The sequence below is a fragment of the Lentzea sp. NPDC020367 genome, assembly GCF_044387305.1.
Classification (GTDB): Bacteria; Actinomycetota; Actinomycetes; order Mycobacteriales; family Pseudonocardiaceae; genus Lentzea.
Window position 1 is genome coordinate 123,934 of sequence record NZ_JBIRVV010000007.1, and the last position, 26,082, is coordinate 150,015.

Annotated in this window: 26 protein-coding genes; 9 read left to right on the forward strand and 17 right to left on the reverse strand. The window is 67.5% G+C overall.

All coding sequences use genetic code 11. The annotated features are described in order from the left end of the window. Positions 1–37 precede the first annotated feature (37 nt). Positions 38–685 (forward strand): amino acid ABC transporter permease, encoded by a 648-nt coding sequence (locus ACH413_RS28770; RefSeq protein ID WP_360043262.1) that lies wholly within the window; start codon positions 38–40, stop codon positions 683–685. Continuing rightward, positions 682–1,557: an amino acid ABC transporter permease gene (locus tag ACH413_RS28775; protein WP_360043259.1), complete on the forward strand. Its 876-nt coding sequence runs from the start codon at positions 682–684 to the stop codon at positions 1,555–1,557. The genes ACH413_RS28770 and ACH413_RS28775 overlap by 4 nt, the downstream gene beginning before the upstream one ends. Positions 1,558–1,607: 50 nt before the next feature. Here the strand turns inward: ACH413_RS28775 and ACH413_RS28780 are convergent, their stop codons facing one another. The 3 genes from ACH413_RS28780 to ACH413_RS28790 are packed head-to-tail and all read right to left on the reverse strand — an operon-like array spanning position 1,608 to position 2,717. Then, positions 1,608–2,072 (reverse strand): hypothetical protein, encoded by a 465-nt coding sequence (locus ACH413_RS28780; RefSeq protein ID WP_360043256.1) that lies wholly within the window; start codon positions 2,070–2,072, stop codon positions 1,608–1,610. Next, positions 2,057–2,422, reverse strand: a complete 366-nt coding sequence (locus ACH413_RS28785) for a hypothetical protein (protein WP_093599744.1) — start codon at positions 2,420–2,422, stop codon at positions 2,057–2,059. The genes ACH413_RS28780 and ACH413_RS28785 overlap by 16 nt, the downstream gene beginning before the upstream one ends. A gap of 19 nt (positions 2,423–2,441) precedes the next feature. Continuing rightward, on the reverse strand, positions 2,442–2,717 hold the full coding sequence (locus tag ACH413_RS28790) for a hypothetical protein (RefSeq protein ID WP_360043252.1): 276 nt from the start codon (positions 2,715–2,717) through the stop codon (positions 2,442–2,444). A gap of 124 nt (positions 2,718–2,841) precedes the next feature. Here ACH413_RS28790 and ACH413_RS28795 point away from each other — a divergent pair, with 124 nt between their 5' ends. Further along, a complete protein-coding gene (locus ACH413_RS28795; protein WP_360043249.1) occupies positions 2,842–3,498 on the forward strand; it encodes a response regulator transcription factor in 657 nt (218 codons plus the stop codon). Here ACH413_RS28795 and ACH413_RS28800 read toward each other — a convergent pair. The 4 genes from ACH413_RS28800 to ACH413_RS28815 form a co-directional block, all read right to left on the reverse strand. Then, positions 3,485–4,234 carry a succinate dehydrogenase/fumarate reductase iron-sulfur subunit gene (locus tag ACH413_RS28800; protein WP_360043246.1) on the reverse strand — a complete coding sequence of 250 codons (750 nt, stop codon included), beginning with the start codon at positions 4,232–4,234 and terminating at the stop codon, positions 3,485–3,487. The genes ACH413_RS28795 and ACH413_RS28800 overlap by 14 nt on opposite strands. Then, positions 4,231–6,099 carry a fumarate reductase/succinate dehydrogenase flavoprotein subunit gene (locus ACH413_RS28805; protein WP_360043243.1) on the reverse strand — a complete coding sequence of 623 codons (1,869 nt, stop codon included), beginning with the start codon at positions 6,097–6,099 and terminating at the stop codon, positions 4,231–4,233. Before ACH413_RS28805 ends, ACH413_RS28800 begins: the two co-directional genes overlap by 4 nt. Before the next feature lie 9 nt (positions 6,100–6,108). Further along, positions 6,109–6,873 (reverse strand): hypothetical protein, encoded by a 765-nt coding sequence (locus ACH413_RS28810; RefSeq protein WP_360043241.1) that lies wholly within the window; start codon positions 6,871–6,873, stop codon positions 6,109–6,111. 84 nt (positions 6,874–6,957) lie between these two features. Then, positions 6,958–7,248, reverse strand: coding sequence for a hypothetical protein (locus tag ACH413_RS28815; protein WP_360043238.1), 291 nt, complete (start codon positions 7,246–7,248; stop codon positions 6,958–6,960). A gap of 227 nt (positions 7,249–7,475) precedes the next feature. Between ACH413_RS28815 and edd the strand changes: the two genes are divergently transcribed. The 4 genes from edd (at position 7,476) to ACH413_RS28835 (ending at position 13,725) form a co-directional block, all read left to right on the forward strand. After that, positions 7,476–9,332, forward strand: coding sequence for a phosphogluconate dehydratase (gene edd, locus ACH413_RS28820; protein ID WP_360043235.1), 1,857 nt, complete (start codon positions 7,476–7,478; stop codon positions 9,330–9,332). 355 nt (positions 9,333–9,687) lie between these two features. Further along, complete coding sequence (gene eda, locus ACH413_RS28825; RefSeq protein WP_360043564.1) at positions 9,688–10,311, forward strand: bifunctional 4-hydroxy-2-oxoglutarate aldolase/2-dehydro-3-deoxy-phosphogluconate aldolase; 624 nt, start codon at positions 9,688–9,690, stop codon at positions 10,309–10,311. Between the two features lie 265 nt (positions 10,312–10,576). Then, positions 10,577–12,490 (forward strand): PEP/pyruvate-binding domain-containing protein, encoded by a 1,914-nt coding sequence (locus ACH413_RS28830; RefSeq protein ID WP_360043232.1) that lies wholly within the window; start codon positions 10,577–10,579, stop codon positions 12,488–12,490. After that, complete coding sequence (locus tag ACH413_RS28835) at positions 12,490–13,725, forward strand: MFS transporter (protein ID WP_360043229.1); 1,236 nt, start codon at positions 12,490–12,492, stop codon at positions 13,723–13,725. Before ACH413_RS28830 ends, ACH413_RS28835 begins: the two co-directional genes overlap by 1 nt. Here ACH413_RS28835 and ACH413_RS28840 read toward each other — a convergent pair. From ACH413_RS28840 to ACH413_RS28850, 3 genes are all read right to left on the reverse strand, one after another. Continuing rightward, entirely contained in the window at positions 13,685–16,225 is a 2,541-nt protein-coding gene (locus ACH413_RS28840) for a LuxR C-terminal-related transcriptional regulator (RefSeq protein ID WP_360043226.1), read from the reverse strand. The two genes, ACH413_RS28835 and ACH413_RS28840, sit on opposite strands and share 41 nt — an antisense overlap. A gap of 247 nt (positions 16,226–16,472) precedes the next feature. Beyond that, on the reverse strand, positions 16,473–16,913 hold the full coding sequence (locus tag ACH413_RS28845; RefSeq protein WP_360043223.1) for a zf-HC2 domain-containing protein: 441 nt from the start codon (positions 16,911–16,913) through the stop codon (positions 16,473–16,475). Positions 16,914–16,915: 2 nt separating this feature from the next. Next, positions 16,916–17,443, reverse strand: coding sequence for a sigma-70 family RNA polymerase sigma factor (locus tag ACH413_RS28850; protein WP_093599776.1), 528 nt, complete (start codon positions 17,441–17,443; stop codon positions 16,916–16,918). Between the two features lie 260 nt (positions 17,444–17,703). Between ACH413_RS28850 and ACH413_RS28855 the strand changes: the two genes are divergently transcribed. Beyond that, positions 17,704–18,933 carry a DUF4142 domain-containing protein gene (locus tag ACH413_RS28855; protein ID WP_396425347.1) on the forward strand — a complete coding sequence of 410 codons (1,230 nt, stop codon included), beginning with the start codon at positions 17,704–17,706 and terminating at the stop codon, positions 18,931–18,933. Positions 18,934–19,190: 257 nt separating this feature from the next. Here the strand turns inward: ACH413_RS28855 and ACH413_RS28860 are convergent, their stop codons facing one another. From ACH413_RS28860 to ACH413_RS28870, 3 genes are read right to left on the reverse strand one after another with little or no spacing between them, the layout of a single operon-like run. Then, positions 19,191–20,324 (reverse strand): AAA family ATPase, encoded by a 1,134-nt coding sequence (locus ACH413_RS28860; protein WP_360043217.1) that lies wholly within the window; start codon positions 20,322–20,324, stop codon positions 19,191–19,193. Then, positions 20,317–21,084, reverse strand: coding sequence for an RNA ligase family protein (locus ACH413_RS28865; RefSeq protein ID WP_360043214.1), 768 nt, complete (start codon positions 21,082–21,084; stop codon positions 20,317–20,319). Before ACH413_RS28865 ends, ACH413_RS28860 begins: the two co-directional genes overlap by 8 nt. A 42-nt stretch (positions 21,085–21,126) precedes the next feature. Continuing rightward, positions 21,127–21,888: a hypothetical protein gene (locus tag ACH413_RS28870; protein ID WP_360043211.1), complete on the reverse strand. Its 762-nt coding sequence runs from the start codon at positions 21,886–21,888 to the stop codon at positions 21,127–21,129. A gap of 186 nt (positions 21,889–22,074) precedes the next feature. On the opposite strand from ACH413_RS28870, the gene ACH413_RS28875 reads away from it, so the two are divergent. Next, a complete protein-coding gene (locus ACH413_RS28875; protein WP_360043208.1) occupies positions 22,075–22,875 on the forward strand; it encodes a serine protease in 801 nt (266 codons plus the stop codon). A 73-nt stretch (positions 22,876–22,948) separates the two neighbouring features. Here the strand turns inward: ACH413_RS28875 and ACH413_RS28880 are convergent, their stop codons facing one another. The 4 genes from ACH413_RS28880 to recA form a co-directional block, all read right to left on the reverse strand. After that, positions 22,949–23,749: an alpha/beta hydrolase gene (locus tag ACH413_RS28880; protein ID WP_360043205.1), complete on the reverse strand. Its 801-nt coding sequence runs from the start codon at positions 23,747–23,749 to the stop codon at positions 22,949–22,951. 110 nt (positions 23,750–23,859) lie between these two features. Continuing rightward, positions 23,860–24,315 carry a MarR family transcriptional regulator gene (locus ACH413_RS28885; protein ID WP_360043202.1) on the reverse strand — a complete coding sequence of 152 codons (456 nt, stop codon included), beginning with the start codon at positions 24,313–24,315 and terminating at the stop codon, positions 23,860–23,862. An 85-nt stretch (positions 24,316–24,400) separates the two neighbouring features. After that, a complete protein-coding gene (locus tag ACH413_RS28890; RefSeq protein WP_360043199.1) occupies positions 24,401–24,910 on the reverse strand; it encodes a regulatory protein RecX in 510 nt (169 codons plus the stop codon). Positions 24,911–24,921: 11 nt separating this feature from the next. Next, positions 24,922–25,968 carry a recombinase RecA gene (gene recA / locus ACH413_RS28895; RefSeq protein ID WP_090073224.1) on the reverse strand — a complete coding sequence of 349 codons (1,047 nt, stop codon included), beginning with the start codon at positions 25,966–25,968 and terminating at the stop codon, positions 24,922–24,924. Positions 25,969–26,082: the final 114 nt, after the last annotated feature.

The window sequence follows — 26,082 nt, forward strand, 5'->3', positions numbered from 1 at the left end:
CCGTTCCTTTGAAGGCGGACGGACGGCAAGGAAACCGATGAGCGTCCTCACCAACAACCTAGATCTGTTCCTGCGTGCATTCGGCCAGACGTTGCAGCTCTTCGCGATCTCCGCGGTGCTGTCGCTGGTGCTGGGCACGATCCTCGCCGCGCTGCGAGTCAGCCCCGTGCCGGTCTTCCGTGGCATCGGCACGACCTACGTGACGGTCCTGCGCAACACGCCGCTGACGCTGGTCTTCGTGTTCTTCCTCTTCGCGTATCCGCTGCTGGAGATCCTGAAGATCGAGCCCTACACCGCGGCGATCATCGCGTTGTCGCTCTACACGGCGGCTTTCGTCTGCGAGGTCGTGCGGTCGGGCATCAACACCGTGCCGGTCGGCCAGGCCGAGGCGTCCCGCGCGCTCGGGCTCACGTTCACGCAGATGCTGGGCAACGTCGTGCTGCCGCAGGCGTTGCGCTCGGTCGTCCCGCCGATGACGAGCACGATGATCGCGTTGCTGAAGAACACGACCGTCGCGTCGGGTTTCGCCGTCTTCCAGGCGGGTTCGATCCGCGACTCGCTGTCGGAGCAGGGTGAGAACGTCCTGTTCGGACTCCTCTGGGTGGCGATCGGGTTCGTCGTCCTGGTGATGCCGCTGACGTACGTGCAGCAGGTCTTCGAGAAGCGGTGGAGCGTGGCCCGATGAGCATGGTGCTGTTCGACGTCCCGGGCCCGAAGGCCCGCTTCCGCCACAGGATCATGGCCGTGGTCGGCATCGCCGCGGTGATCGCGGCGATCGCGTACGTGATCATGCGTTTCGTCGCCACCGACCAGTTCACGACGCGCAGGCTCGACTGGATCAACTACAAGCAGATCCAGTTGTCCCTGGTCGAGGCGATCGGCAACACGCTCAGCGCGTTCGCCGTCGGCGCGGTGCTGGCGCTCGCGTTCGGCGCGATCTTCGCGGCGGCGCGGCTGTCCGACCACGCGTGGGTGCGCGCTCCCGCGGCGGTGATCGTCGAGATCTTCCGCGCGATCCCGCTCGTGATCATGATGTTCTTCTTCTACTACGGCCTTCCTGTGGCCGGGGTGAAGCTGACCGCGTTCACGGCGGTCGTGATCAGCCTGATGCTCTACAACGGCTCTGTGCTCGCGGAGATCTTCCGCGCGGGCATCAACTCGCTGCCGAAGGGGCAGAGCGAGGCCGCGTACGCGCTGGGCATGCGCAAGACGCAGGTGATGACGTTCGTGCTGCTGCCGCAGGCGTTGCGGGCGATGCTGCCGACCATCATCAGCCAGCTCGTCGTGCTGCTGAAGGACACCGCGCTCGGCTTCCTCATCACCTTCGAGGAGCTGCTGCGCTGGGGTACCCGCATCGGTGGTGACGCGGTCAACTTCAGCCGCCCGATGATCTCGGTGATGATCGTGGTCGCCCTGATCTACATCGGACTGTGCCTGTTGCTGTCGTGGCTCGCGAACTACCTCGAGAAGCGCAACCGCCGCAACAAGAAGGTCATCAAGCTCGACAACGACGACGCCGAGCAGATCCAGATCGCGGCGTCCTCGAACGCCGTCTGACGCTGGTTCGCACGAACGGGGGCGTGTCCACTTCGGACACGCCCCCGTCGCTATTTCCAGAGCACCGACTCGCAGTTGTTCGTCACGTAGTCCGCAGCCAGTGAGCCATCGCCCTGTCCGGCCTTCGCGGCCGTCTCTCTGGCGTAGCGCTGCCCGTCGGGGTCCTCGGGTGAGAACGTCGGCAGCACCTCGCCCATCACCTTCAGCGCGGCCGCCGCAGCGGCCTGGTCGCCGCGCCCGCGGGCGTCCTCCCAGCCGAGGTACCAGGCGCACGAGTTCGTGATCTCCAGGACGATCCGCTCGCTGCCCGGCGGCGCCTTGTCCGGTCCCGGCCCCGACTTCTCCGCGAGCACGTCGAGGTCGGGTCTCCTGCCGTCCGGCCAGGTGAACTTCGCGGAGCCGTCGCGCATGTCCCGCGTGTACCGCTGCTGGTCGACGAGCTGAGGTTCTGCCGGCGGCGCGGCGCAACCCGCCAGCAGGGCGAGCGCGAGCAGTCCGGTCAGTTGCCGCTCCACCACAGCGTTCCTCCGACGGTGCCCGAGGTGTACGGGCTGTTCGAGGCGAGGCAGAACTTGGTGCCCGCCTTGAAGTTCGTGCCGACGTGCTTGCGGGTCTCCTCCATCCGCACGAACGCGCCGCGCGTGTTGCGGTCGCCGCACTTGTACCAGGCGAGCTGCATGACGCCGCCGAGCGCGACCTGGGCGTCGATGTTCGACCCGGCGACGGTGATCGTGCGCGCGGTGGTGAACCAGGTGATCTGGTTCTCCTTGAACGGCACCGTGATCGTCGTCGACGCCGCCTGCGCGGGCGTGGCCGACAACATCGCGAAGCCCACGGCGAGCAGGCCGGCGAGAGCGCGTTTCATCGAGAGTCCCTTCGGAAGGTCAGACGTTCCAGTCGACGACACCGCACCAGCCCTCGCCCGCCTGACTCACCACGTCGAGGCAGAACGTCGTGCCGGCGCGGAAGTTGGCGCCGAGCAGCCGGCGCGAACGATCTCCCGCCGGGAACAGCACCGGCCTGCCCGCCACCCGGTGGTCGCCGTCGCGGGACCACCGGATCTCCAGGTCGACGGGACTGTTCGTGACCCGGAGGTAGACGTCCGAGCCGTCCACGGTGATCGTCCGGACGGCGAGCAGATCGGCCGATGCGGTTCGCATGGCGCCGAACGTAGCGACGCGGGCGGAACCGGGTCGTCTCACGAAGAGTGGATCTCCCGTCAACTTTCGCGGTACGCTCCTGGTGGGGGATCTACCGCGGTGACGTCACAAGAATGAGGGCATTGTGACGCGCGTACTCGTAGTCGACGACCAGCCGTTGTTCCGTGCCGGCCTGGTCGCCTTGCTGAACGCCGCACCCGGTCTGACCGTCGTCGGCGAGGCTGGCGACGCCGCCACCGCCTGCGCGCTGGCCGGGCCGTCGAGGCCGGACGTGATCCTGCTGGACATCCGCCTGCCGGGGCTGGCGGCGCTCACCCGTGCCGCGACGTCCGCGCGGGTGCTGGTGCTGACCACCTTCGACCTGGACGAGTACGTCCACGAGGCGTTGCGGCTGGGCGCGGCCGGGTTCGTGCTCAAGGAGTCCGAACCGGCGAGGCTGATCGCCGCGATCACCGCCGTCGCGTCCGGGGAGATGCAGTTCGGTCCCACGGTGATGCGCAGGCTCGTGGCGGCGTATCTGAGGGGTGATTCGGCTGTCTCGCCGTGGAGTTCGGTCGGGCTGGACGAGCTCACGGACCGCGAACGTGAGGTGCTGCGGCTCGTCGGCACCGGGCTGACGAACACGGCGATCGCGACCAGGCTGACGGTCACGGAGGGCACGGTGAAGACGCACCTCAACCGCGTGATGACGAAGCTGCGGCTGACCAGCCGGGCTCAGGCCGTCGTGATGGCCTACGAGTCCGGGCTGGTCATACCGCAGGCCGTCGCTAAGACCGCTTGAACAGCTTGTTGCCGAGCCAGACGATCGGGTCGTACTTGCGGTCGGCGACGCGCTCCTTCATGGGGATGAGCGCGTTGTCGGTGATGTGGATGTGCTCGGGGCACACCTCGGTGCAGCACTTGGTGATGTTGCACAGGCCGAGCCCGTGGTCGTCCTGTGCCTGGTCGACGCGGTCCGCGGTGTCGAGCGGGTGCATCTCCAGTTCGGCGACCCGCATGAGGAACCGCGGCCCCGAGAACGCCTCCTTGTTCTCCTCGTGGTCACGCACCACGTGGCAGGTGTTCTGGCACAGGAAGCACTCGATGCACTTGCGGAACTCCTGCGAGCGCTCGACGTCGACCTGCTGCATCCGGTACTCGCCCGGCGCCAGGTCCTTCGGCGGCGCGAACGACGGGACCTCGCGCGCCTTGGTGTAGTTGAAGGACACGTCGGTCACTAGGTCGCGGATGATCGGGAACGTCCGCATCGGCGTGACCGTGATCGTCTCCGACTCGTCGAAGATCGACATCCGGGTCATGCACAGCAGGCGCGGGCGTCCGTTGATCTCCGCCGAGCACGAGCCGCACTTGCCCGCCTTGCAGTTCCACCGGACGGCGAGGTCCGGTGTCTGCGTGGCCTGCAGCCGGTGGATGATGTCGAGGACGACCTCACCCTCGTTGACCTCGACGGTGAAGTCCTCCAGCGCACCGCCGGAGTCGTCACCGCGCCACACCCGGAACTTCCCCTGGTAGCTCATGACAACTCCTCGGCGGTGAGGTACTTCTCCAGCTCGCTGCGGTCGAACAGGTCCAGCAGGTCGTTGCGGATCGGGATCTGCGGTTTCTCCGTCACCTCGGCCCCGTCACCGGACGTCTTGCACACCAGCAGTTTCCGGCGCCACTCGGCGTCCATCACGGGATGGTCGTCGCGGGTGTGGCCGCCGCGGGACTCGGTGCGCAGCAACGCCGCCTTCGCCACGCACTCCGACACCAGCAGCATGTTGCGCAGGTCGAGGGCGAGGTGCCAGCCGGGGTTGAACTGCTGGTGTCCCTCGACGGTCAGCGCCTGCGCGCGTTCCTTGAGCTTCTCCAGCCGTTGCAACGCCTCTTCCATCTCACCGGCTTTGCGGATGATGCCGACGAGGTCGTTCATCGACTGCTGCAGTTCCATGTGCAGCGTGTACGGGTTCTCGCCGCCTTCCTGCTGGAAGGGTTTGAGGGCCGTGGCGCGTGCCTCGGTGACGAGTTCTTCCGACACCACAGGACGTTCGGCCATCGCCCGCACGTACTCCGAGGCGCCCGCACCCGCCCTGCGCCCGAACACGAGCAGGTCCGACAGCGAGTTGCCGCCGAGCCGGTTCGAGCCGTGCATGCCGCCGGAGACCTCGCCGGCGGCGAAGAGCCCTGGCACGGAGGACGATCCGGTGTCCGGGTCGACCTCGACGCCGCCCATCACGTAGTGACAGGTCGGGCCGACCTCCATGGGCTGCGCGGTGATGTCCACATCGGCCAGTTCCTTGAACTGGTGGTGCATGGACGGCAGCCTGCGCCGGATCTCCTCGGCGGGCAGGCGTGTGGACACGTCGAGGAAGACGCCGCCGTGCGGTGACCCACGCCCGGCTTTGACCTCGGAGTTGATCGCGCGGGCGACCTCGTCACGCGGCAGCAGTTCCGGTGGGCGCCGGTTGTTCGCCTGGTCGGTGTACCAGCGGTCGGCCTCGTCCTCGTTGTCCGCGTACTTGTCCTTGAACACCTCGGGGATGTAGTCGAACATGAAGCGCTTGCCGTCGGAGTTCCTGAGCACGCCACCGTCACCGCGCACGGACTCGGTGACGAGGATGCCCTTGACGGACGGCGGCCAGACCATCCCGGTGGGGTGGAACTGGATGAACTCCATGTTGATCAGCGAGGCCCCCGCGCGCATCGCGAGCGCGTGACCGTCGCCGGTGTACTCCCAGGAGTTCGAGGTGACCTTGAACGACTTGCCGATGCCGCCGGTCGCGAGGATCACCGCCGGTGCCTCGAACAGCACGAACCGGCCGGACTCGCGCCAGTAGCCGAACGCGCCGGCGACCTTGTCACCGTCCTTGGCCAGGTCGGTGACGGTGAACTCCTGGAACACCCGCAGGCGTGCCTCGTAGTCGCCGAACTCCTTGAAGTCCTCCTGCTGCAAAGACACGATCTTCTGCTGCAGCGTGCGGATCAGTTCGAGGCCGGTGCGGTCGCCGACGTGCGCGAGCCGCGGGTACTCGTGGCCGCCGAAGTTGCGTTGCGAGATCCGGCCGTCCTTGGTGCGGTCGAACAGCGCGCCGTACGTCTCGAGTTCCCAGACCCGTTGCGGCGCTTCCTGTGCGTGCAGTTCGGCCATGCGCCAGTTGTTGAGGAACTTGCCGCCGCGCATGGTGTCGCGGAAGTGGACCTGCCAGTTGTCGCTCTCGTTCGCGTTGCCCATGGCGGCGGCGATCCCGCCCTCGGCCATGACGGTGTGGGCCTTGCCGAACAACGACTTGCAGAGAACGGCGGTGCGCAGGCCGTGCTCACGGGCCTCGATCGCGGCTCGCAGACCGGCACCACCCGCGCCGATCACGAGAACGTCGAACGAATGCCTTTCCAGCTCGGGCAAAACCACTCCTTAGTTGATGAAGCGGAGGTCGGAGATCGTTCCCGAGGCGACCAGCGCGACGTACAGGTCCGTCAGGCAGACGAAGATCAGCGAGGCCCACGCGAGTTGCATGTGCCGGTTGTTCAGCTTCGAGATCTGCGTCCACATCCAGTACCGGACCGGGTGCTTGGAGAAGTGCTTGAGCCGCCCGCCCGCGATGTGGCGGCACGAGTGGCACGACAGCGTGTACGCGCCCAGCAGGCCGACGTTGACCAGCAGGACGAGGTTGCCGAGGCCCACGCCGGTGCTGAACGCGGAGACCGCGTCGTAGATGTTCACCAGCAGCAGGAGCGAGGCCGCGTAGAAGAAGTAGCGGTGCAGGTTCTGCGCGATGAGCGGGAACCTGGTCTCACCGGTGTACTTGCTGTGCGGCTCGGCCACGGCGCACGCGGGCGGTGACGCCCAGGCCGCGCGGTAGTAGGCCTTGCGGTAGTAGTAGCAGGTGATCCGGAATCCCAGCAGGAACGGGATGATCAGCAGCGGCGGGGTCAGGAAGCCTGGCAGCGCCGGAAACCACTGACCGAAGTGCGAGGCCGCGGGGACGCACTCCTCGGTGAGGCACGGCGAGTACATCGGTGTGAGGTAGTGGTACTGGTCGACCCAGTAGTAGTCCCCCTGGAACGTGCGGAACGCCGCGTAGATCGAGATGAGCAGCAAGCCGACGAATGTCGTCAGCGGCGGCAACCACCATCGGTCCGTGCGCAGAGTCCTGGCGGCGATCTCTGCCCTCGCCATTACTCACCTTTCTGGGGGTCCACGTCGTTGTGGAGGAACGACTACGGCCCCCGCGTCAGGCGGGGGCCGCGTGTTCAGCTCGGCTCAGGTCCGGTTGCGGTAGCCACCGAGTCCTTCGTCGTCTGCGTCCTTCCAGAGCGACTCGTCGTAGGGCGTGTCTGGCACGACCACGACCTCGCGTTCCACTTGAGGCGCTTCGCGCTGCCTCGGGGTGCTCAGGTCGACGAGTTCGGTGGCGTCGATGTCCATGCGTTCCACGTCGTTGGCCAGGCGTTGAACAGCCGCCACGTCGCCATACCTGGCGCGCAGGTTGCTGACGGCGTGCCGCATCTGACCGATGACCCGGCGCAGCTCGACGATCTCCGTGGCGTTCATGGGACACCTCCGTTCCAAGGTCGTGCCCCGCACTCTGCCCAATCTCAAGCCATGTGACAAGCACCACACGCCAAGATTCAAAACTGGTCGGGTCCCATCAACTGAATCGTTTTTGTGTCCGCGACCAGCCATGACTTACTGTGTGTGGCGTCACGCCCGTCCGTGGGACGCCACCGTTGTCGTCTCGTAAGGGCCCCACCACGGCCCGTGATGACCCGGAGACCCCCATGACCGAACTGCATCCTGTTCTGACAGAGGTGACACGCCGGATCGCCGCCCGAAGCGCCGATTCGCGTCGCGTGTACCTCGAACGCGTGGCCGCCGCCGCGCAGGACGGAACGTCCCGGTCCGGCTTCGCGTGCAGCAACCTGGCGCACGGCTTCGCCGGAATCACCGGCGGCGACAAGGCGGCGCTGCGCGCGCTGCGCAAGTCCAACGTCGCGATCGTGTCCTCCTACAACGACATGCTGTCGGCCCACCAGCCGTTCCAGGAGTACCCGTCCTGGATCAAGGACGCGGTCCGCGCTGTGGGCGGCGTGTCCCAGTTCGCGGGCGGCGTGCCCGCGATGTGCGACGGCATCACCCAGGGCCGCGACGGCATGGAGCTGTCGCTGTTCAGCCGCGACGTCATCGCCATGTCGACCGGCGTGGCCCTGTCGCACGAGATGTTCGACGCCGCCGTGCTGCTGGGCGTCTGCGACAAGATCGTGCCGGGCCTGCTGATCGGCGCGCTGTCGTTCGGGCACCTGCCGGCGATCCTGGTGCCCGCGGGCCCGATGTCGTCCGGCCTGTCGAACAAGGAGAAGGCGCGCGTCCGGCAGCTCTACGCGGAGGGCAAGGCCTCGCGCGACGACCTGCTGGAGGCCGAGGCCGCCTCGTACCACTCCCCCGGCACCTGCACGTTCTACGGCACCGCGAACTCGAACCAGATGGTCGTCGAGGTCATGGGCCTGCACCTGCCCGGCGCCTCGTTCGTCCCGCCGGGGACAACTCTGCGCCGCGCCCTGACCGAGCACGCCGGCCGCCGCGCCGTCGAGATGGCCAAGGGCGAGGGCTACACCCCGATCGCGCACATCGTCGACGAGAAGGCCGTGGTCAACGGCGTTGTGGCTTTGCTGGCGACCGGCGGCTCCACGAACCACACGATGCACCTGGTCGCCATCGCCGCCGCCGCGGGCATCGACCTGAGCTGGGACGACCTGAACGACCTGTCGGCGATCGTGCCGCTGATCGCGCGGGTCTACCCGAACGGCAGCGCCGACATCAACCACTTCCAGGCGGCGGGCGGCGTCCAGTTCGTCGTCGGCACCCTGCTCGACGCCGGCCTGCTGCACGCCGACGTCAACACCGTCGCGGGCCACGGCCTGAACCGCTACCGCCAGGAGCCGATGCTGGCCGACGGCGAACTGATCTGGGTCGACGGCCCCGGCCGTTCCCTGGACCTCGAGGTCCTGCGCCCGGCCACGGACCCGTTCGCCTCCGACGGCGGCCTGCGCATGCTCACCGGCAACCTCGGCCGCGCGGTCATCAAGGTCTCGGCCGTGGCGACGGAGAACCACGTCGTCGAGGCCCCCGCCCGCGTCTTCACCACCCAGGAGGCGTTCCAGGAGGCCTTCAAGGCGGGCGAACTCGACCGCGACGTGGTCGTCGTCGTCCGCCAGCAGGGCCCCCAGGCCAACGGCATGCCCGAACTCCACAAGCTGACGCCACCACTCGGCGTGCTGATGGACCGCGGCCACAAGGTCGCCCTGGTGACCGACGGCCGCATGTCCGGCGCCTCGGGCAAGATCCCGGCCGCCATCCAGCTGACCCCGGAAGCCGCTGTCGGCGGCCCGCTCGGCCGGGTCCGCGACGGCGACGTCGTACGGCTGGACGCCACCGCCGGAACCCTGGAGATCCAGGTGCCCGCGGAGGAACTGGCGACACGCCCCCTGGTGGACTTCCCGCCGACGAGCCGCGAGTGGATGGGCACGGGCCGCGAACTGTTCGCCGCGCTACGCCGTAGCGTCGGACCCGCCGACCGCGGCGCGACGGTGTTCGGCCCCATCACCGCCGACCACTTCGCCCCGGTCACCCACCACTAGCCCGCTGTCCCCGACACCCGCACCACCAATATATTGGCTCCGGCACCACCGCTGACCTGCCCCTTAGCAACGAGTCTTTGGACTTCGTCCGCAAAAGACCCATTGCAAAGGGGCGGTCCAGCACGACCACCCAGTACGACCACCCAGCACGACCACAGCCGACCGACCAGCCTCGCCGCCCCCTGCCCACCCGCCTTTGCAATGAGTCTTTTGACTTCGTCCGCAAACGTTTTTTGCATCCGGGTGGGCAGAGACGAGCACCAGGTCGGCCTGCGACATATCGGTTTTCGATCAAGAGATCTGGCCAAGAGATCTGGCAAGGAGTGCACTCGTGACCAACGGTGACAATCTTCGGGTGACCACCGGGGCAGACCTGCTCGCGCTGTCCCCCGTCATCCCCGTCGTCGTGGTCGACGACGCCGACCACGCCGTGCCGCTCGCCCAGGCGCTGCTGCGCGGTGGCGTCCGCGTCATCGAGCTCACGCTGCGCACCCCTGCCGCGCTCGCCGCGATCGAGAACGTCGCGCGCGAGGTGCCGGAGATCGTGATCGGCGCGGGCACCGTCACCGCGCCGGAGCACGCGGAGCAGGCCGCGAAGGCCGGGGCGGCGTTCCTCGTCACCCCCGGCACGACCGACCGGGTGCTCGACGCCGCCGACGCGACCGGGCTGCCCTACCTGCCGGGCGCGGCGACGGTGTCCGAGGTGCTGCGGCTGGCCGAGCGCGGGCTGACCGCGCTGAAGTTCTTCCCCGCCGAGGCGGCGGGTGGCGTCGACTACCTGAAGTCGATCGGCGGCCCGGTCCCGCACGTGCGGTTCTGCCCGACGGGCGGCATCACGCCGCAAAGCGCGCCGAGCTACCTCGCGCTGGCCAACGTCGGCTGCGTCGGCGGCTCGTGGCTGGCCCCGAAGGACGCCCTCGTGCAGGGCGACTGGGAGCGGATCGAAACCCTCGCCAGGGAGTCCGTCCAGCTGGGGTAACCCAGATCACGGACCGGAAGTTCGGCTCACATCACGAGACCGGCGTCCCACCACGTTGGATTCTTCACCCAACGGGAGGTGACGCCGGTCTCGAATTGACGGGGGCTTGAGAGAAAGTGAACCGAACGGCCGCCAAATGAGATTTCCACTGGAATAACCCCAAACTCCTGGGTGTCACACTTGCTCGTTGCAATGACGCACGAGAGGAGCAGGTGTGGCTGTCCAGGAAGCCGACGTAGCGGGGTTGGTCGGAGAACAGCTGACTATGTCGGCATTCAACCAGCTGTCCGGCAGTCTGGGTGGTTATTCATTCGTCAAGGTGGTGGTCGACCGGCACAACGGGACGATCCACTTCCTGAACAACGCGCGTCACGAGTTCCACGCGCTCTACATCGGCACCGAGATCCTGGGCATCGCCGAGAGCGAGATGCGGGCGCGGATCGACGAGTTCAACCAGAGCTTCTACCACGCCTCTGACCGGCGGTTCTTCCTCGGCATCCTGTCGCTGCACAAGCGCGAGGACCGGCGGATGTTCTCGCTGGAGACGGTCGAGGTCGACACCATGTCGGCGGACATGATCGAGTTCTTCTACGCCGAGGTGCGTAAGAACGTCGACGCCGCCGTGCCGTTGTTCTTCAAGCCTGCGAACCATCTCCAGGAACAGGAGGTGGCGGAACTGCCCGTGGAAAGGCTTCCACGGATCCTGGCGCACGAATTGTTCTCGACGGCCGAGTTCGTCGCGTTGAACCCCGGTGTCACGAAGGGCCGGTTGCGCGCATTCCGCAGCGAGCAGGAGTACCGCGAGAACACGCTGGAGTGGTTCGACATCGTGGTGATGCACCGCGTTCCCGACGACATTCCGCGGCTCGCCGGCATCATCAACGCGGGGCACACCACGCCCCTGTCGCACACGAACGTCCTCGCGACCGGCTGGTCCATCCCGAACGCCATCCAGATCGGCGCGTTCGACCTGATCGATCGGGAGAACCTCGACGGCCAGTGGGTCGAGTACGAGGTGTCCCCGCGCGGCGCCGAGGTCGGGCTGCGGCTGATCGACGAGCCGCAGGACGCCGGCCAGCGGCCTGCCTGGTACGCGCAGCGCGTCACGCTCGGCGAACCCGAGCACACCTACAACCCGATCCTCGCGCTCGGCAAGATCCGCTACAACGACAGCCATCGCTACGGCACGAAGGCCGCGAACCTCGGCGAGCTGCACCACGTACTCGCGTCCGAGTCGCCGCGCCGCCTGCTCGGGTTCTTCTCGGTGCCGCGCCCGCCGCGCGACAACCTCATGCCCTACCTGGCGAAGCTGCTCAACACCGAGAGCGACGACCTGCTCGGTGCGGCCCAGCAGCTGCTCGCGGAACGGGTGCGGGTCCCGCGCGGCGTCGCCCTCCCGTTCTCGATGCACCAGGGCTTCCTGGAGTCGTCGCCGAAGATCCAGCAGGCCATCGGCAAGCTGAAGATGGCGCTGGAGCTCAACGCCCGCGAGATCGAGCCGTTGTGCGTCGAGCTGCAGCAGCTGATCCGCAAGACCCGCGTGCCGGACTACCTGTTGTCCGAACTGGACACCGCGTTGGTCGAGAACCTCGCGGGCGTGCGGACCTTCGTGGTGCGCAGCTCGTCGAACGCCGAAGACCTCGCCGGGTTCTCCGCCGCGGGCATCTACGAGTCCTACAACCACGTGACCAGCGCCGAGAAGATCGTGGAGTCGGTCAAGGAGGTGTGGGCCTCGCTGGTGTCCGCGCGCAGCGTCAGGCTGAGGCAGCAGGCGGGCATCTCGCTGGACGACTGCTTCATGGGCGTCGTGGTCCAGGAGCAGGTCAGGGCTGACTTCGGCGGGGTCATGGTCACCACGAACCCGATGAACCGCAACGACTTCCGCAACGTCTACGTCAACGTCTCGCCGAACGTCACCGACGTCGTCGAAGGCTCGAAGCAGCCGATGCAGTACCTCTACTCCACTGTGGAGGGTGGCGGTCGCACGGTCTCCCTCGGTGACGCGAAGGAAGACCTGGGCGTCAAGGCCCACGCGCAGCTGCAACGGCTCGCGATCGTCGGGCGGCTGCTGCAGTCGCACTTCTCGCCGGACTACACGTTCGACTCGCCGGTCGACATCGAGTGGCTCGCCACCGACGACGTCCTGTACGTCCTGCAGCTGCGGCCGTACTCGATCTGATGCTGGGTCTTCGCGTACCGGCGACTCCGGATGTGGCGCGTGCCGTCCGCCTGACGTACGGCTTCCAGTTCTTCTTCGGGCTGCTGCTGTGGATCCCGGTCTTCTACGAGTACCAGAAGCAGCTCGGCCTGAGCGACGCCGAGATCTTCGGCATCCAGTCGATCTACTACATCGCGTTCTGCCTGCTGGAGATCCCGACCGGCATGGTCGCGGACCGCTTCGACTACCGCACGTCGCTGTGGCTCGGGGCGAGCGTGCTGGTCGTCGCGAACCTGGTGCCGGTGCTCGCCGGCAACTACACCGGGTTCCTGGTCCACTTCCTGCTGATCGCGCTGGCGAGGTCGTTGATCTCCGGCGCCCAGAGCGCGTACCTCTACGAGTACCTCCACGCGCACGACGCCGGGCACCTCTACCTGAAGGTCGAGGGCGTCGGGCGGTCGTACAGCCTGATCGGCAAGATCGTGTACTGGCCGGTGATCGGCCTGCTGATGCAGTGGAACATGCCGTCGCCGTACTGGCTCACCGCGATCAACGCCGCGATCGCCGTCGTGCTGGCGCTCAGGCTCCCACCGATTCCCGGCTGGCAACGGCCGGAGGGCAAGACGGCGAAGCTGCTCGCGGGCGTCGGCGGCGCGTTCGGCGCGCTCAAGACGTCGCGCTGGCTGCTCTTGCTGATGGTGCAGGGCATCGCGATGTTCACGCTGGTGCGGATCCTGCAGGTGAACCTGTTCCAGCCGGTGCTGGACTCCAAGGAAGTCTCGGTCACCTGGTACGGCTCGGTGCTCGCCGCGATGACGATCTTCGAGGCGATCGCGGCCGCCCGCCCGCACTGGCTGTCGCGCAGGATCGGGCCGGCCAGATCGGTGTTCCTCCTGACGATCGTGATGGCGCTGGCGATCGGCTTCATCGTGCCGTCCGGCGGTGTCGTGACGATCGTGTTGCTGTGCCTGTTCTCCGTGACGGCGGGCATGAGCTTCCCCATCCAGAAGAAGCTGCTCAACGACGCGATCCCGGACTCCCGTTACCGCGCGACGCTTCTGTCGATGGAGTCCATCATGGACCGAGCCGTGTGCGCGGTCGTCGCGATCGCGCTCGGCGCCTACCTCACGGGCGGCAAGCTCGACGAGTTCCTGGTGCTGTCGTCGGTCGTCACGGTGATCGTGATGGCGTTGCTGGCGGGTCTGCTGATCGCGGTCAGGACCACAAGGCGGCGACGAGCTCAGCTCGTCCCGTGATGCCGAGTTTGCGGTAGGCGCTCGACAGGTGCAGTTCGACGGTGCGGCGGGTGAGGTGCAGGGCTTCGGCGATCTGCCGGTTCGTCAGGCCCTGCGCCGCCATCCGCGCGACCCGGTTCTCCTGCTTGGTCAGGCCCTGCACCTGGTCGTCCTCGTCACGGACCTCGTCGCCCGCGAGCTTGGCCAGCGGGTGCGCGCTCAGGTGACGGGCCAGTTCGAACGCCTTGCGCAGGTGCGGGGCCGCGGCCTCGGTGCGGCCCTTGCGGCGCAGGTGGTGGCCGAGCCAGTAGGACGACTGGGCGTGCAGCAGCCGGTGCGGTGACGAGCCGAGAATCTGTTCTGCCTCAACGAGAACGTCGATGTCGTCGGTGCTGATGCCGACGCTCATCATCGCGGTCCCGATCACCCTCGGGGAACCCCACCGCTTGGCCAGGTCGAGTTCCTCGTGCGCGAGCCGGGCGGCGTCGTCCCGGTTGCCCAGTGCCAGATACGCGCGCACGGCGTGGTGACGCCACGGGATCAGCGCGGGGTTGGGCATCTCACGGGTGGCGAGTCGCCGGCCCGCCTCCAGCAGGTCCTCCAACCCGCCCTCCGCGTGGCAGGACGCGAGCTTGAGCCGGCCGCGGGCGTAGACGATGTTGATGTGCTGCAACAGATCGCCGTCCTCGGCGACGAGCGGGGCGGCCTCGTCGAACTGCCCCATCTCGATGCAGACCTCGGCCAGCTTCGCGGTCGCGAGCACGACGGCCGGGCAGTCCATGTTGCCGGTCGAGACCGGCGGCGTCAGGAACGTGTACGCGCGGGCCAGGTCGCCGCTGTTGTGGAAGGCCGCGGCGCGGGCGATCATGCTGAGCATTCCGCGGCGCAGGTGCGGGTCGTGCGAGACCGGCGCGGTGCTGTGCGAGAGCCAGAACTTGTTGATGTGCTCAGGATCGTCGCCGAGCACCGGCACCAGGAACGTGAAGATGTAGGGCTCGCCGAAGACGTCGACCCACTCACCGTCGAGTGCTTCCAGCGCGTACTCGACGGCTTCGGGGTAGGAGTCGCCGCTGCGGGCGTTGCCGACCGCGAGCAGCGCCGACCGGGCGCGCTTGAGGTTCGGGTCCTGCGGGACGTCGCCGACGAGGTCCTCGAAGTACTTGCCCGCGCAGTTGGCCATGCGCGCCTCGCGGTTGGCGGCCAGGAGATAGGTGGTGCAGACGAGGTTCCAGACCAGGTCGCGGTCCTCCGGCAGCAGCCGCGCGACGGCCATGATCGCGAGCGAGACGGCGAAGTGCGCGTCCGAACCCGTGCACATGCTCTGGTTCAACGCCAGCGTGACGTTGGCGGCGAGGTGCGGGTCCTCGCATCGCATCAGGGCGTCCCGGACGCGGTCACGGCCCAGTGCGTTGTCCAGCAGGTGTTCCGTGTGGCCGAGCTCGACCTCGATCGCCAGGCGGTCCTCGTCGGACAGGTGCTCCTCGAGCGCTCGTTCCAGGTGCTCGACGCCGCCGACCTCGCGCAGCAGGTCAACGGACCACGGCAAGCGGACGGATCTGGCCTTCAGCACGTGCTCGGCGACGCGCCCGTCCGGGGCGTCCGACTCGAACAGCAGCCACGCCGCGCGGGCGTGCGCGGCGGAGCGGACCGCGATCGGCATGTCGGCGAGGATGCTGTTGCGCACGAACGGATACCGGAACGTCAGCGGGTCGGTGTCGGCGAGCACGCCGAGCCGGACGAGCATGTCGACGGCGGGCAGCGCGTCGAAGCCGGTGAGCGCGGACAGCAGTTCGAGGCCCGCGTCACCGTCCAGAACGGCCGCGGACCGGGCGACCTCGGCGGCTCCGGTGTACTCGCGCAGCCGCATGCCGATCATCTCACCGACCGCCGCCGAACCCTCGCCTTCCTCACGGAGCAGGGCTTGGAGCAGGTAGGGGTTGCCGCCGGTGAGCTCGTGGCAGCGTTGCGGGTCCCGGCCGGGGAGGGCTTCGGTGAGGCTTGCGATGGCCGCGACGTCGAGCCCGACGAGGTCGATCCGGTGCGGGTGGGCGCCGGCGATCTCGGGCAGCGTGACCTCGTCGATGGCGAGGTTTCCCTGGGACGCGCCCAGCGCGATGACGACCGGCATGTGCTGCAGCCGTGGGCGCAGGTACGCGAGTGCGCGCTTGGAGAAGGTGTCGGCGACGTGGACGTCGTCGATGACCATGAGGATCGGCGCCTTGCGCGCGGAGTTCGCGGCGCGCGCGTACAGCTCTTCCAGGTCGTGCTCGTTGGCGAGGCACGGCGCGAGCTGGCGCACCACCGCACCGGGGAGATGGCTCTCCAGGCGGGCGCTCTTGGCCAGGCGGACGGTGAACCCGCGGCCGCGGGCCTCGGCGGCGATGGCGTCGAGCACCGCGGTCTTGCCGATGCCGAACCCGCCGGTGACGACCACGCACGAGCCCGTTCCCCGAACAGCGTCGTCCAGCAAGCGTCCGAGAGTCGCGAGTTCCGCGTCCCGGCCGAGTAGTGGAGATGTCACCTCTGTCTACCCCTGCCTTCGGTACCGAGAGGACCGCAGGTCGAAGGTTTCGGTGGTTCCTTCGGTGGCGACCGTAAAGACCTGCGCTTCGTCGTCGGGCAAACTTACCCACAGGTAACGGCTAGCGGAACTGTGAGCTGTTCGCAGTTGTGAGTGGGAGCGAGCGATGATCTTGGCCAGGCTGATGCGCGGATGGCTCCGCCTCGCCTGCCTGTTCGCTGCTCCCCTGACCGTGCCACCGCGAGAGTTACACGCGACCGAGCAGCCCAAACGGCTCGGCGTGCGCGGACTGCGCGCGAATGAGACTGCTGACCTCGATCGGGTTCTCGGCCTGCGAGGACAGCGACTCCACGACGGACAGCACCGCGGCGATGGCCACCACGACGCCCGCCGCCACCAGCAGGATGCTGCGGGCGATGGGGCACGGCTGGCGCCCGCCGGGTGGACACTCCCGCAGCACCGGCCGCAGCGCCGGCGCGAACATGCCGAAGTCGGCCACGTCGCGCCGGCAGTCTTCGCACCCGGCTAGGTGCCGGGAGAACTTCACGTGCTCCGCCGGGTCGAGCACGCCCAACGCGTACGCCGCGACATCACCGCACGGCCCTTCCGGGCTCGTGCGGTTTTCGTCGTCTTGGTCTTGTCCTGCTCCTGCTCCCACGTGCTCGTGATGTGGTTGACGGGTCACCATCACTAGCTCCTGTCCTGCAGCGCCCGGCGGATCGTGTGCATCGCCTTGTACAACCGGGACTTGACGGTTCCTTCCGGGACTCCCAGAACGATCGCGGCCTCCTTCACCGTTCGCCCCATGACATACGTTTCGTAGATGGCTGAACGATGTTCTTCACTCAATTGGCGTACTACATCGGTAATGACCATCACCGAAAGTGTCTGTTCGGTGTCGTCCGGAGATTCGGCGATGTCCGGACGCAACAATTCCACTTCCTGCGGGCGCGCCTGTCGGCTTCGCCATCCGTCGATCACAATGCGACGAGCCACAGTACAAAGCCAACCGCGCAACATCCCCGGTTCACGAACGAGATGTGCGGAGTTCTGCCAAGCCCTGATCAACGTCTCCTGAACAACATCTTCCGTCCACTGGCGGTCGTAGTTGGTCAGGCACAGGACCTGCGAGAACAGCATCCGCTGAAACTGTCCGTAGAGCAGCGTGAGCAATTCTTCGTCCTGGTGGGCTTGTGCGACCTTGCCCTGATCACCCATGAAGCTGACGACCTCCCCAGATATCGGCGACGGGTTCGCTTCGGGCGGCAGACCTAGCGACTCGGTGGCCGAGCATGGAATCCACCGGATCCTACATCGTGAACGCGAAATCCTCTCGGGTACGTAAATTCAGTCCGAATGGTTCGCAATTAGTGGTGTGATGCACGTCACATCGACATCTGCGCATGTGTCGTGAACTTGGACCCCACCTGCGCGTATCACCTTTGAAGGCAGCTCGATCGCGGGAGGGAACGGGCACTATGCGTCACCGGTTGGGCACGCTGGGACAGCACGCAGCGCTGTTTACCATCCTGTCTGTCGTATTTCTGGGGGCTTTCATCGGAGCCGTCCCGGCAAATGCGCAATCGACAGAAGTACAGCCATCGGACCGCTCATTCATGGTATCTCTGCGCCAAGCAAACTCTTGGTTGATACCGGTGAGCAAAGAAGCTCCGGCACGCACCACGAATTCGGGGATAAGCAACGCCGGGCGGGACATCTTCGAAGGGCATTCACGACTGGACATCGATCTCCTGAAATCCGCCGAAGGACTCGGCGTCGTCCTGCCGAACGACGTCAGCAGTGAGCACCAGGCGCTCATCGACGAGATGGCGCAACGCACCGGGGACAACCACGACCGCGCCTACGCGACGATCGTCCGGCAGACGCAGGGCGGCCTTCTCGTCATGGCCGTGCAAACGCGGGCAACAACGCAGAACACCACAATTCGCACGCTCGCCCACCAGACGGTGCAAATGCTGATTCGTACAATGACGGTCCTGGAGAACACCGGCAGGGTCGACCCGTCGGCGCTCGAATTGGTGACGGCCAAGGCTCAGGTGAACGCGGTCCGCGTCATCGGCCAGAACGTGGAACCGTCGGACCGGGAATTGCTCGTGATGCTCACCCAGCATTCGCTTTGGCAGAAACCGGTGAGCCGCGAGAGCTCCGACCGCGCCCGCGACGCGAAGGTCCGCAAGGTCGCGGGCCAGCTCGCCTCCGAGCACACCCAGCTCGCCCAGGCGGTCACCGAGTCCGCGCGGCAGATCGGCGTGGACCTCCCCGTCGAACCGACGACGGAACAGAAGTCGTGGGCGAACGCCATCTCGTCCAGCTCGGGCGACGAACTCGACCGCATGTACGCGAACCTGTCCCGCGCCGCCGACGGCTCGCTCATCACCCAGGTCGCCCACGCCCGCGCGACGACCAAGAGCGTCCCCGCGCGCATCGCCGCGCAGACCGCCCTGACCCTCCTGCTCAAACACATGCTCCTGCTGGAGGGCACCGGCCTGGTGAAGGCGAACTCACTGCAGATGACGAACGTCCCGCCCATCGCCCAGCAGAAGTCCAACAGCAGCCCGCCACCCCAGCCCGACGACTCGTCCACGAGCGTCGGCTTCCTCACCGGCATCGCCGTCCTCGTCGTCGCCGCGGCCGGCACCCTCTGGCTCGTCCGAGCCATCGGCCACCACGGCGAACACCGCCGCTGACCGCTTGCCCACCGATATATCGGCTGTCGCCCTCGCCACCCGATGTATCAGCGCCCGGCGGGCCTCCGCAGCCCGCCGGGCGCACCTCATCTACCCCCTTTGCAACGAGTCTTTTGACGACGAAGTCCAAAGACTCGTTGCTAAGGGGCAGGTCAGCAGGGGTGACGGGTTGACATAATCAGGGTGAAAGGCCAACGGGCCGCCCAGCGCCGGACCTGGGCGAACCGATATATGGATCTTGGAGAGCTGCCTGCGGCTTACTCACGCGTCGAGGGCTGTGCCGTGTCCACCCGTTCGACGGTGTGCGCCTCGGTGGGGTCGACCGCCTCCCACTTGCCGGCGAGCCGGTCGATCACGGCGGCCGGCACCGGTTCCGGGCGTGCGCGGTTGCGCGCGTGGATCACGTTCTTCGGCGCTTCGAGCCCGACCAGGGTGATCCGGGCGTGGTAGTCGGCGGCGAGTCCGATGCAGCGCTCGCGCAGTTGCTGGGAGATGTTGGTCGCGTTCCAGACGAACCGCTCCCCCGCGCGCAACAGCACGCGAGCCTCCTCGAACGCGGCGGCGGCCACTGTCCGCTGGTCGCCGTCGGGCGCGATTCCGAGCCGGGAGCGCACCGCGTCGAGGCTCACCACACGCCAGCCCGGCCGGTGCTGGGCGATCCAGTGGTCCTTGCCGACGCCTGGCAGGCCGGACAGCACGGTCACCTCGACGCGCGTGTCGTCGTAGGCGGCGTAGTCCGGGTCGCGGCCGGGCGTGCGGAAGTACTGGAAGCGGGCGTGGTCGGACGGGAAGGCGCGCGGCCGGTCGAGGCAGTCGCGTTCGCGGCAGTACTCCTCGAACAGTGCGATGTTGTCCAGCACCGAGCCGGCGTCGCCGCAGATCCGGCCGAGGATGTCGGCGCGGGCGAGCGTCGCGAGGTCGTCGTTGCGCGCGAGCAGGCTCACCCGGAACGCGATCCGGTCGAGGTCGGGGCGTTCCAGTGCCCAGAACGGCACCTGGTGGTGGCGCACCAGCGCGGCGACGTGCTCGCGCCAGGCGATCGGGCGTCCCATCTCCCACAGCAGCTTGCGTGCCAGCAGATCTCCGGCGCGCGAGTGGCCGTGCGCGGTGACCCGGCCGTCCGCGATCTGCGTGCGGAACGGCTTGGCGGCGTCGTGCAGCAGCACCGTGGCGAACAACCGCACGCGATCCGCCAAAGGACGCGCTCGCCATTCGGGCAGCGACACCAGGGCCTCGCAGGCCATCCGGGTGTGCGTGGCGACGTCGCCTTCGGCGTGGTGCACCGGGTCCTGCGGCACGCCTTCGAGAGCACGCACCCACGGGAACGCCGAGCGCACGGCGTCCCAGTCGAGAGTCCATTGCGGACCGGCGGGACAGAGTTGCTCAAACACGGGCCACCACCCGGTTCGGCAGGATCGGGCGGTCCTGCCAGTGGCTGCCCGAGTCCAGCACGGCGGTGACGAACGTCGGCCGCACCCACTTGTAGCGCTCGACCGTGCGTCCGTCCTCCTCCACCTTGATGTAGAGGCCTTCCATGTCATCGTCCGAATCCGTCTCCGCGACAACGACTTCCGGGTCCTGCCCCGCCGCCCGTGCCGCCTCCACCAGCGCGGCACGCCACCCCGGAGTGCGGCACAGCGACGGGCCGATCAACGCGGTCAGGTCCTTCAACCGACGCAACGGCCCCTCGTGCAGCACCGGCACGGACACCACCGGCGTGTCCGCGAGCACGCGGCGACGTTCCGGTGTGGACAGGAACTCCCCGGAAGTGCGGTCGAGCAGGTCGAACTCGCAGAAGTGGTGCGGCAGCGCGTCGTAGAACACGGTGTGCTTGGCGTACAACCATTCCCCGTAGAGCACGTACCGCGTGCCGAGCCTCTCCCACAGCACGCCCTGGTGCGTCGCGGCCCACGCCTTCAACGGCGCGAACTGCCATTCCCGCGGCCCGCCCATCAGGAAATGGCCGCGTGACTGGAGTTTCAGCACACCGCCGGAGTCGAAGCTGATGCCCGCGTTGGCACCGTCGAGCTTCTCCTCGACGACGAGGTGCCGCCCCGCGATCGCGCGGAACGGCACCTGGTCGAGGTCCTCGTCGCCCGGTTGCAGGCGCGAGCCCTCGAGGTGGGGCGTTCGCGGGTACTTGCGCAACATGCCCCGATTTGTATCCCGTTCGCCCGCCCGCGAGCGAACGGTTTACACCTGGCCGACGAACGCCGCCTTGTCGGCGTTGAAGGTCGGCTCGAACACGAGCTGCATCTCACCGGGCTGCGCGCCGACCGAGTACGCGACGTGGAAGGTGTAGGTCTTGCCCGGCAGCACGGTCGCCGAGTCGAACGTGCTGTCGCAGCCGCCGCTGCTGTCGAACACCATGTCGGCCTTCTGCCCGTTGAACTGCGCGTCGGTGCCGACCGACATCAGCGCGGTCTCGAACGCGGCGCTCGTCCCGTTGGTGATGGTGATCTCGAACTTCACCGCGCGGGCGATGTTCGAAGGCGACGCGTACTGGCCGGGTGTGCACGCGACCGGCGCGGCGACGTCGACGGAGAGGCCGTTCGCCCACGAGTACCGCTTGCCCCAGGTGGGGTTCTCGGCGATCGCGTCCTGACGAGCGGTCTCACCAGGCGCGCCGACCTGGCCCTGGTTGACCTCACCGTTGAAGATCTTGTCGAGCTCCTTGACCGCGGCCTGCTGCGCCACCACGGTCAGCACGATCGCCAGGACGCAGAGGACGACACCGACCGCCGCGAGCACCTTGCGGGTGCCGAACAACGCGATGACGCCGAGCACGATCCCGACGAACGCGGCGACCGCGGTGAGGTTGTTGAAGAAGATGACCCACGAGCTGACGATGCCGACGATCCCGAGGATCACCGCGGTCCAGGCGAGCGCACCGAATCTCGTGGGCTTCGGCGGTGCGGCAGGAGGCGGGGCGTAGGCGGGCGTCGGATAGGTCATCACGGCTCCTGGCGGTTGCGGTGTGTGACCACGACGTCGATTGGTCCGCTTTACCCGTTAGCCCGATCACCGCAGTGTCACTCGATCGAGTTGCCGACGGCTAGTCGACCGACTTCCGTTGGTAGCGGGACGGCTACGATCCGTACAGGCTTGGTGCTGGATGCCATCCCGAAAGGAACCCTGCACATGGCACGACGACTCGTCGGAACCCTGCTCGCGACGATCGCCGCACTCGGAGTGATGACGGCCCCCGCACAGGCCGCCGTCGACTTCACCGGCATCGTGGCGCTCAACAACTGCTCCGGCTCATTGGTCCGCCTGCCGGACTCAGGCCCCGCGGACAAGGCGCTCGTTCTCACGAACGGGCACTGCGTCGAACTCATGAAACCCGGTCAGGTGATCGTCGGCCGGACGGTGTCGCGCAGCTTCAGCCTGCTCAACGGAGCCGGGTCGAAGATCGCGACCCTGACGGGCACCAAGCTCGTCTACGCGACGATGACCGGCACGGACGCGGCGCTCTACCAGCTCAACACGACCTACGGGCAGATCCAGCAGCAGTACGGCAGCCGCGCGCTGGAGCTGTCGGCCTCGCATCCCGTGGCGAAGACGGACATCCGGGTCGTCTCCGGTTACTGGAAGCGGATCTACTCCTGCCAGATCGACGGCTTCGTCCACCAGATCAGGGAAGCCGACTGGACCTGGCGTGACTCGCTGCGCTACACGTCGTCGTGCAACACCATCGGTGGCACCTCGGGTTCGCCGATCATCGACAACGCGAGCGGCAAGGTCGTCGGCGTCAACAACACCGGCAACGAGAGCGGTGGCCGCTGCACGATGAACAACCCGTGCGAGGTCGACGCCGGCGGGCAGATCACCGTCCGCAAGGGCATCAACTACGGCCAGCAGACCTTCGACTTCGTTTCCTGTTTCGGCCCCGGCACGACGCTGAACCTGGCGCTGCCCGGCTGCACGGTCGCGAAGCCCTGAGGAAAGACGGAGAAGCCGGGACGCCCCTGCCCGCGTCCCGGCTTCTCCGTCTTTCGAACTACCGCGTTCGGCACTACTTCGCGGCGCGTGCGATCAGGTCGGCCACGGTGTCCGGCTGCGACACCGCCACCGAGTGCGAGGCGCCCCGGACCTCGACGACCGCGCGGGCGTGAGCGCGCTCGGCCATCCACTTCTGCGCGGCGATCGGGATGTTCTTGTCCTTGCCCGCCACCACGAAGTACGACGGGATGGTGTGCCACGCGGGGTCGCCGGCCTTCTCGGTCAGCGCGGTGTCGTTGATCGGCCGCTGCGTCGCCGCCGCCAGCGTCGCGTCCTTGCGGGACACGTCGGCCGCGAACTGCTGCCAGTACTTGTCCTGCTGGATCGTCAGGTCCTTGCTGCCGTCACCGATGTCGATGGCCGACAGCGTGTCGCCGAGGGTGCTGCCCGGGAACTTGTTCGACAGTTCGAGGGCGCTCTCGCCCTTCTCCGGTGCGAACGCCGCGACGTAGACGAGCGACTTCACGTTCGGGTTGCCGAGCGCGGCCTGCGACTGGACCATGCCGCCGTAGGAGTGTCCGGCGAGGACGATCGGGCCGTCGATCGAGGCGAGCACCTTGCGCAGGTAGTTCGCGTCACCGGTGACGGACCTGAGCGGGTTCGCGACCGCGACGACCGGGAATCCCTTGCGCTGCAGGCGTTCCACGACACCGTTCCAGCTGGACGCGTCGGCGAACGCGCCGTGCACGAGCACGACGGTCGGCTTCTTGGTGCCCTGCTTCTCGGTCTCCTCCGCGGCACCGGCGCCGGACGGAACAACGGCGGCCAGCGCCAGCAGCGTCCCCAGAACCGCGAACACCTTGCGAACTCGCATTGGTCTCTCACTCTCTCGTCGGGCACCGTGGCGGTGGTGCATCGCGCTCGATTAGATCGTGCACGATGTAAGTTACCCGACGAGTTACCTCGCGCGCGATGTGTTTCAGCTCACTGACGCTCGGCGCCGTGCCTGACCCGGTTCAGCGCCTTGCGGAGAACGGTGATCTCCTCGAGGGTCATGCCGAGCGCCTTGCCGAGCTGGTTGAACATCTCGGCGCCGATCCACCGCAGGTCACGGCCCTTGTCCGTGAGCTGGACGAGCACCGAACGCTCGTCGTCGGGGTGCGTGACGCGCACCAGCAGGCCGCTCTTCTCCAACCGCTTGATCAACGGGGAGAGCGTGCTGTACTCCAGGTCCAGTTCCTGCACGAGCTCCCGGATCGGCCTCGAGTCCCGCTCCCACAGCAGCAGCATCACCAGGAACTGCGGGTAGGTGATGCCCGCCTTGTCGAGGATCGGGCGGTAGAAGCCGGTGACCGCTCGCGACGTCGTGTAGAGGTCGAAGCAGAGCAGGTCGGAGACCGTGGGGGTCACGGCGGACGGCGCGTCGGGAGTAGTGCTCACGCTTTTCAGGCTACTCGGCACCAACCACCGCAGCGGCGTGATCGGTTACGGCACGCCAACGGACACGAGGGGGACCCGCCCTGGCCTACGACCAGGGCTCGTCCAGTGCCGAGGCCTCCGCCCCCGCGGTGCGCAGCTCATCACGCACCACGCGATAGGCGAGGCCTTCCGCGTAACCCTTGCGCGCCAACGCACCTACGAGCCGGCGGATCTTCGCCGTCTCGTCCACGCCGGACATGGTGCGCAGGCGTTTGCGGACCAGTTCGCGGGCACGCTCTTCCTCGGCCTCGCTGTCGACCGCGGCGACGGCCTCAGCCACCACCTCGTCCGCCACGCCCTTGCGACGCAGTTCCATGGCCAGGGCACGACGGCCCAGGCCGTTGTACGTGTGCCGGGAACGCACCCACATCTCGGCGAACTGCGCGTCGTCGATCAGGCCGGCGCGGTCGAACTTGCCGAGGACGATCTCGGCGACACCGGGGCTGATCTCCTTGCGCAGCAGGGCGTCGTACAGCTCCTGCCGGGAGCGGGCCCGAGCGGTGAGCAGCGCGTAGCAGATGTCCCGCGCCTTGCGCTGCTCCTCAGCCTCGTCCAACCCTCACGACCTCAGAACTCGACCGGCGCGACGGGAACCGTCTCGTCGGCGTCGAGGGTGGCGCCGATGCCGAGCTTGTCCTTGATGCGCTTCTCGACCTCGTTGGCGATGTCCGGGTTGTCCAGCAGGAACTTGCGGGCGTTCTCCTTGCCCTGCCCCAGCTGGTCGCCCTCGTAGGTGTACCAGGCGCCGGACTTGCGCAGGATGCCCTGGTCGACGCCCATGTCGATGAGCGAGCCCTCGCGGCTGATGCCCTTGCCGTAGAGGATGTCGAACTCGGCCTGCTTGAACGGCGGCGCGACCTTGTTCTTCACGACCTTGACCCTGGTGCGGTTGCCGACGGGCTCGCCGCCGTCCTTCAGGGTCTCGATGCGGCGGACGTCCAGACGCACGGAGGCGTAGAACTTCAGCGCCTTACCACCGGTCGTGGTCTCCGGGGAGCCGAACATCACGCCGATCTTCTCGCGCAGCTGGTTGATGAAGATCGCGGTCGTGTTGGAGTTGCTGAGCGCACCCGTGATCTTGCGCAGCGCCTGGCTCATCAGGCGGGCCTGCAGACCGACGTGGTTGTCGCCCATCTCGCCCTCGATCTCGGCGCGCGGCACGAGGGCGGCGACCGAGTCGATGACCAGGATGTCGAGCGCGCCGGAGCGGACCAGCATGTCCGCGATCTCGAGCGCCTGCTCACCGGTGTCGGGCTGCGACACCAGCAGCGCGTCGGTGTCGACGCCCAGCTTCTTCGCGTACTCGGGGTCGAGGGCGTGCTCCGCGTCGATGAACGCCGCGATGCCGCCGGCCTTCTGCGCGTTCGCCACGGCGTGCAGCGCCACCGTCGTCTTACCCGACGACTCCGGACCGTAGATCTCGACGACCCGGCCACGCGGCAGGCCACCGATGCCGAGCGCCACGTCCAGGGCGATCGCGCCGGTCGGGATCACGGCGATCGGGGCACGGCCCTCTTCGCCGAGCCGCATCACGGAGCCCTTGCCGAACTGCTTGTCGATCTGCGCCAGGGCCAGCTCGAGCGCCTTGTCCCGGTCGGGTGCTGCGGGTGCCATCTTGGGTCCACCTTTTGTCGTCTGCCGTTGCTTCGTCATGTTGGACCTGACGCTACTGGCGGGGTCTGACAATTCTGCGAAGCCGGGGGTCGGGGCCACTGTAGCCGAACACGT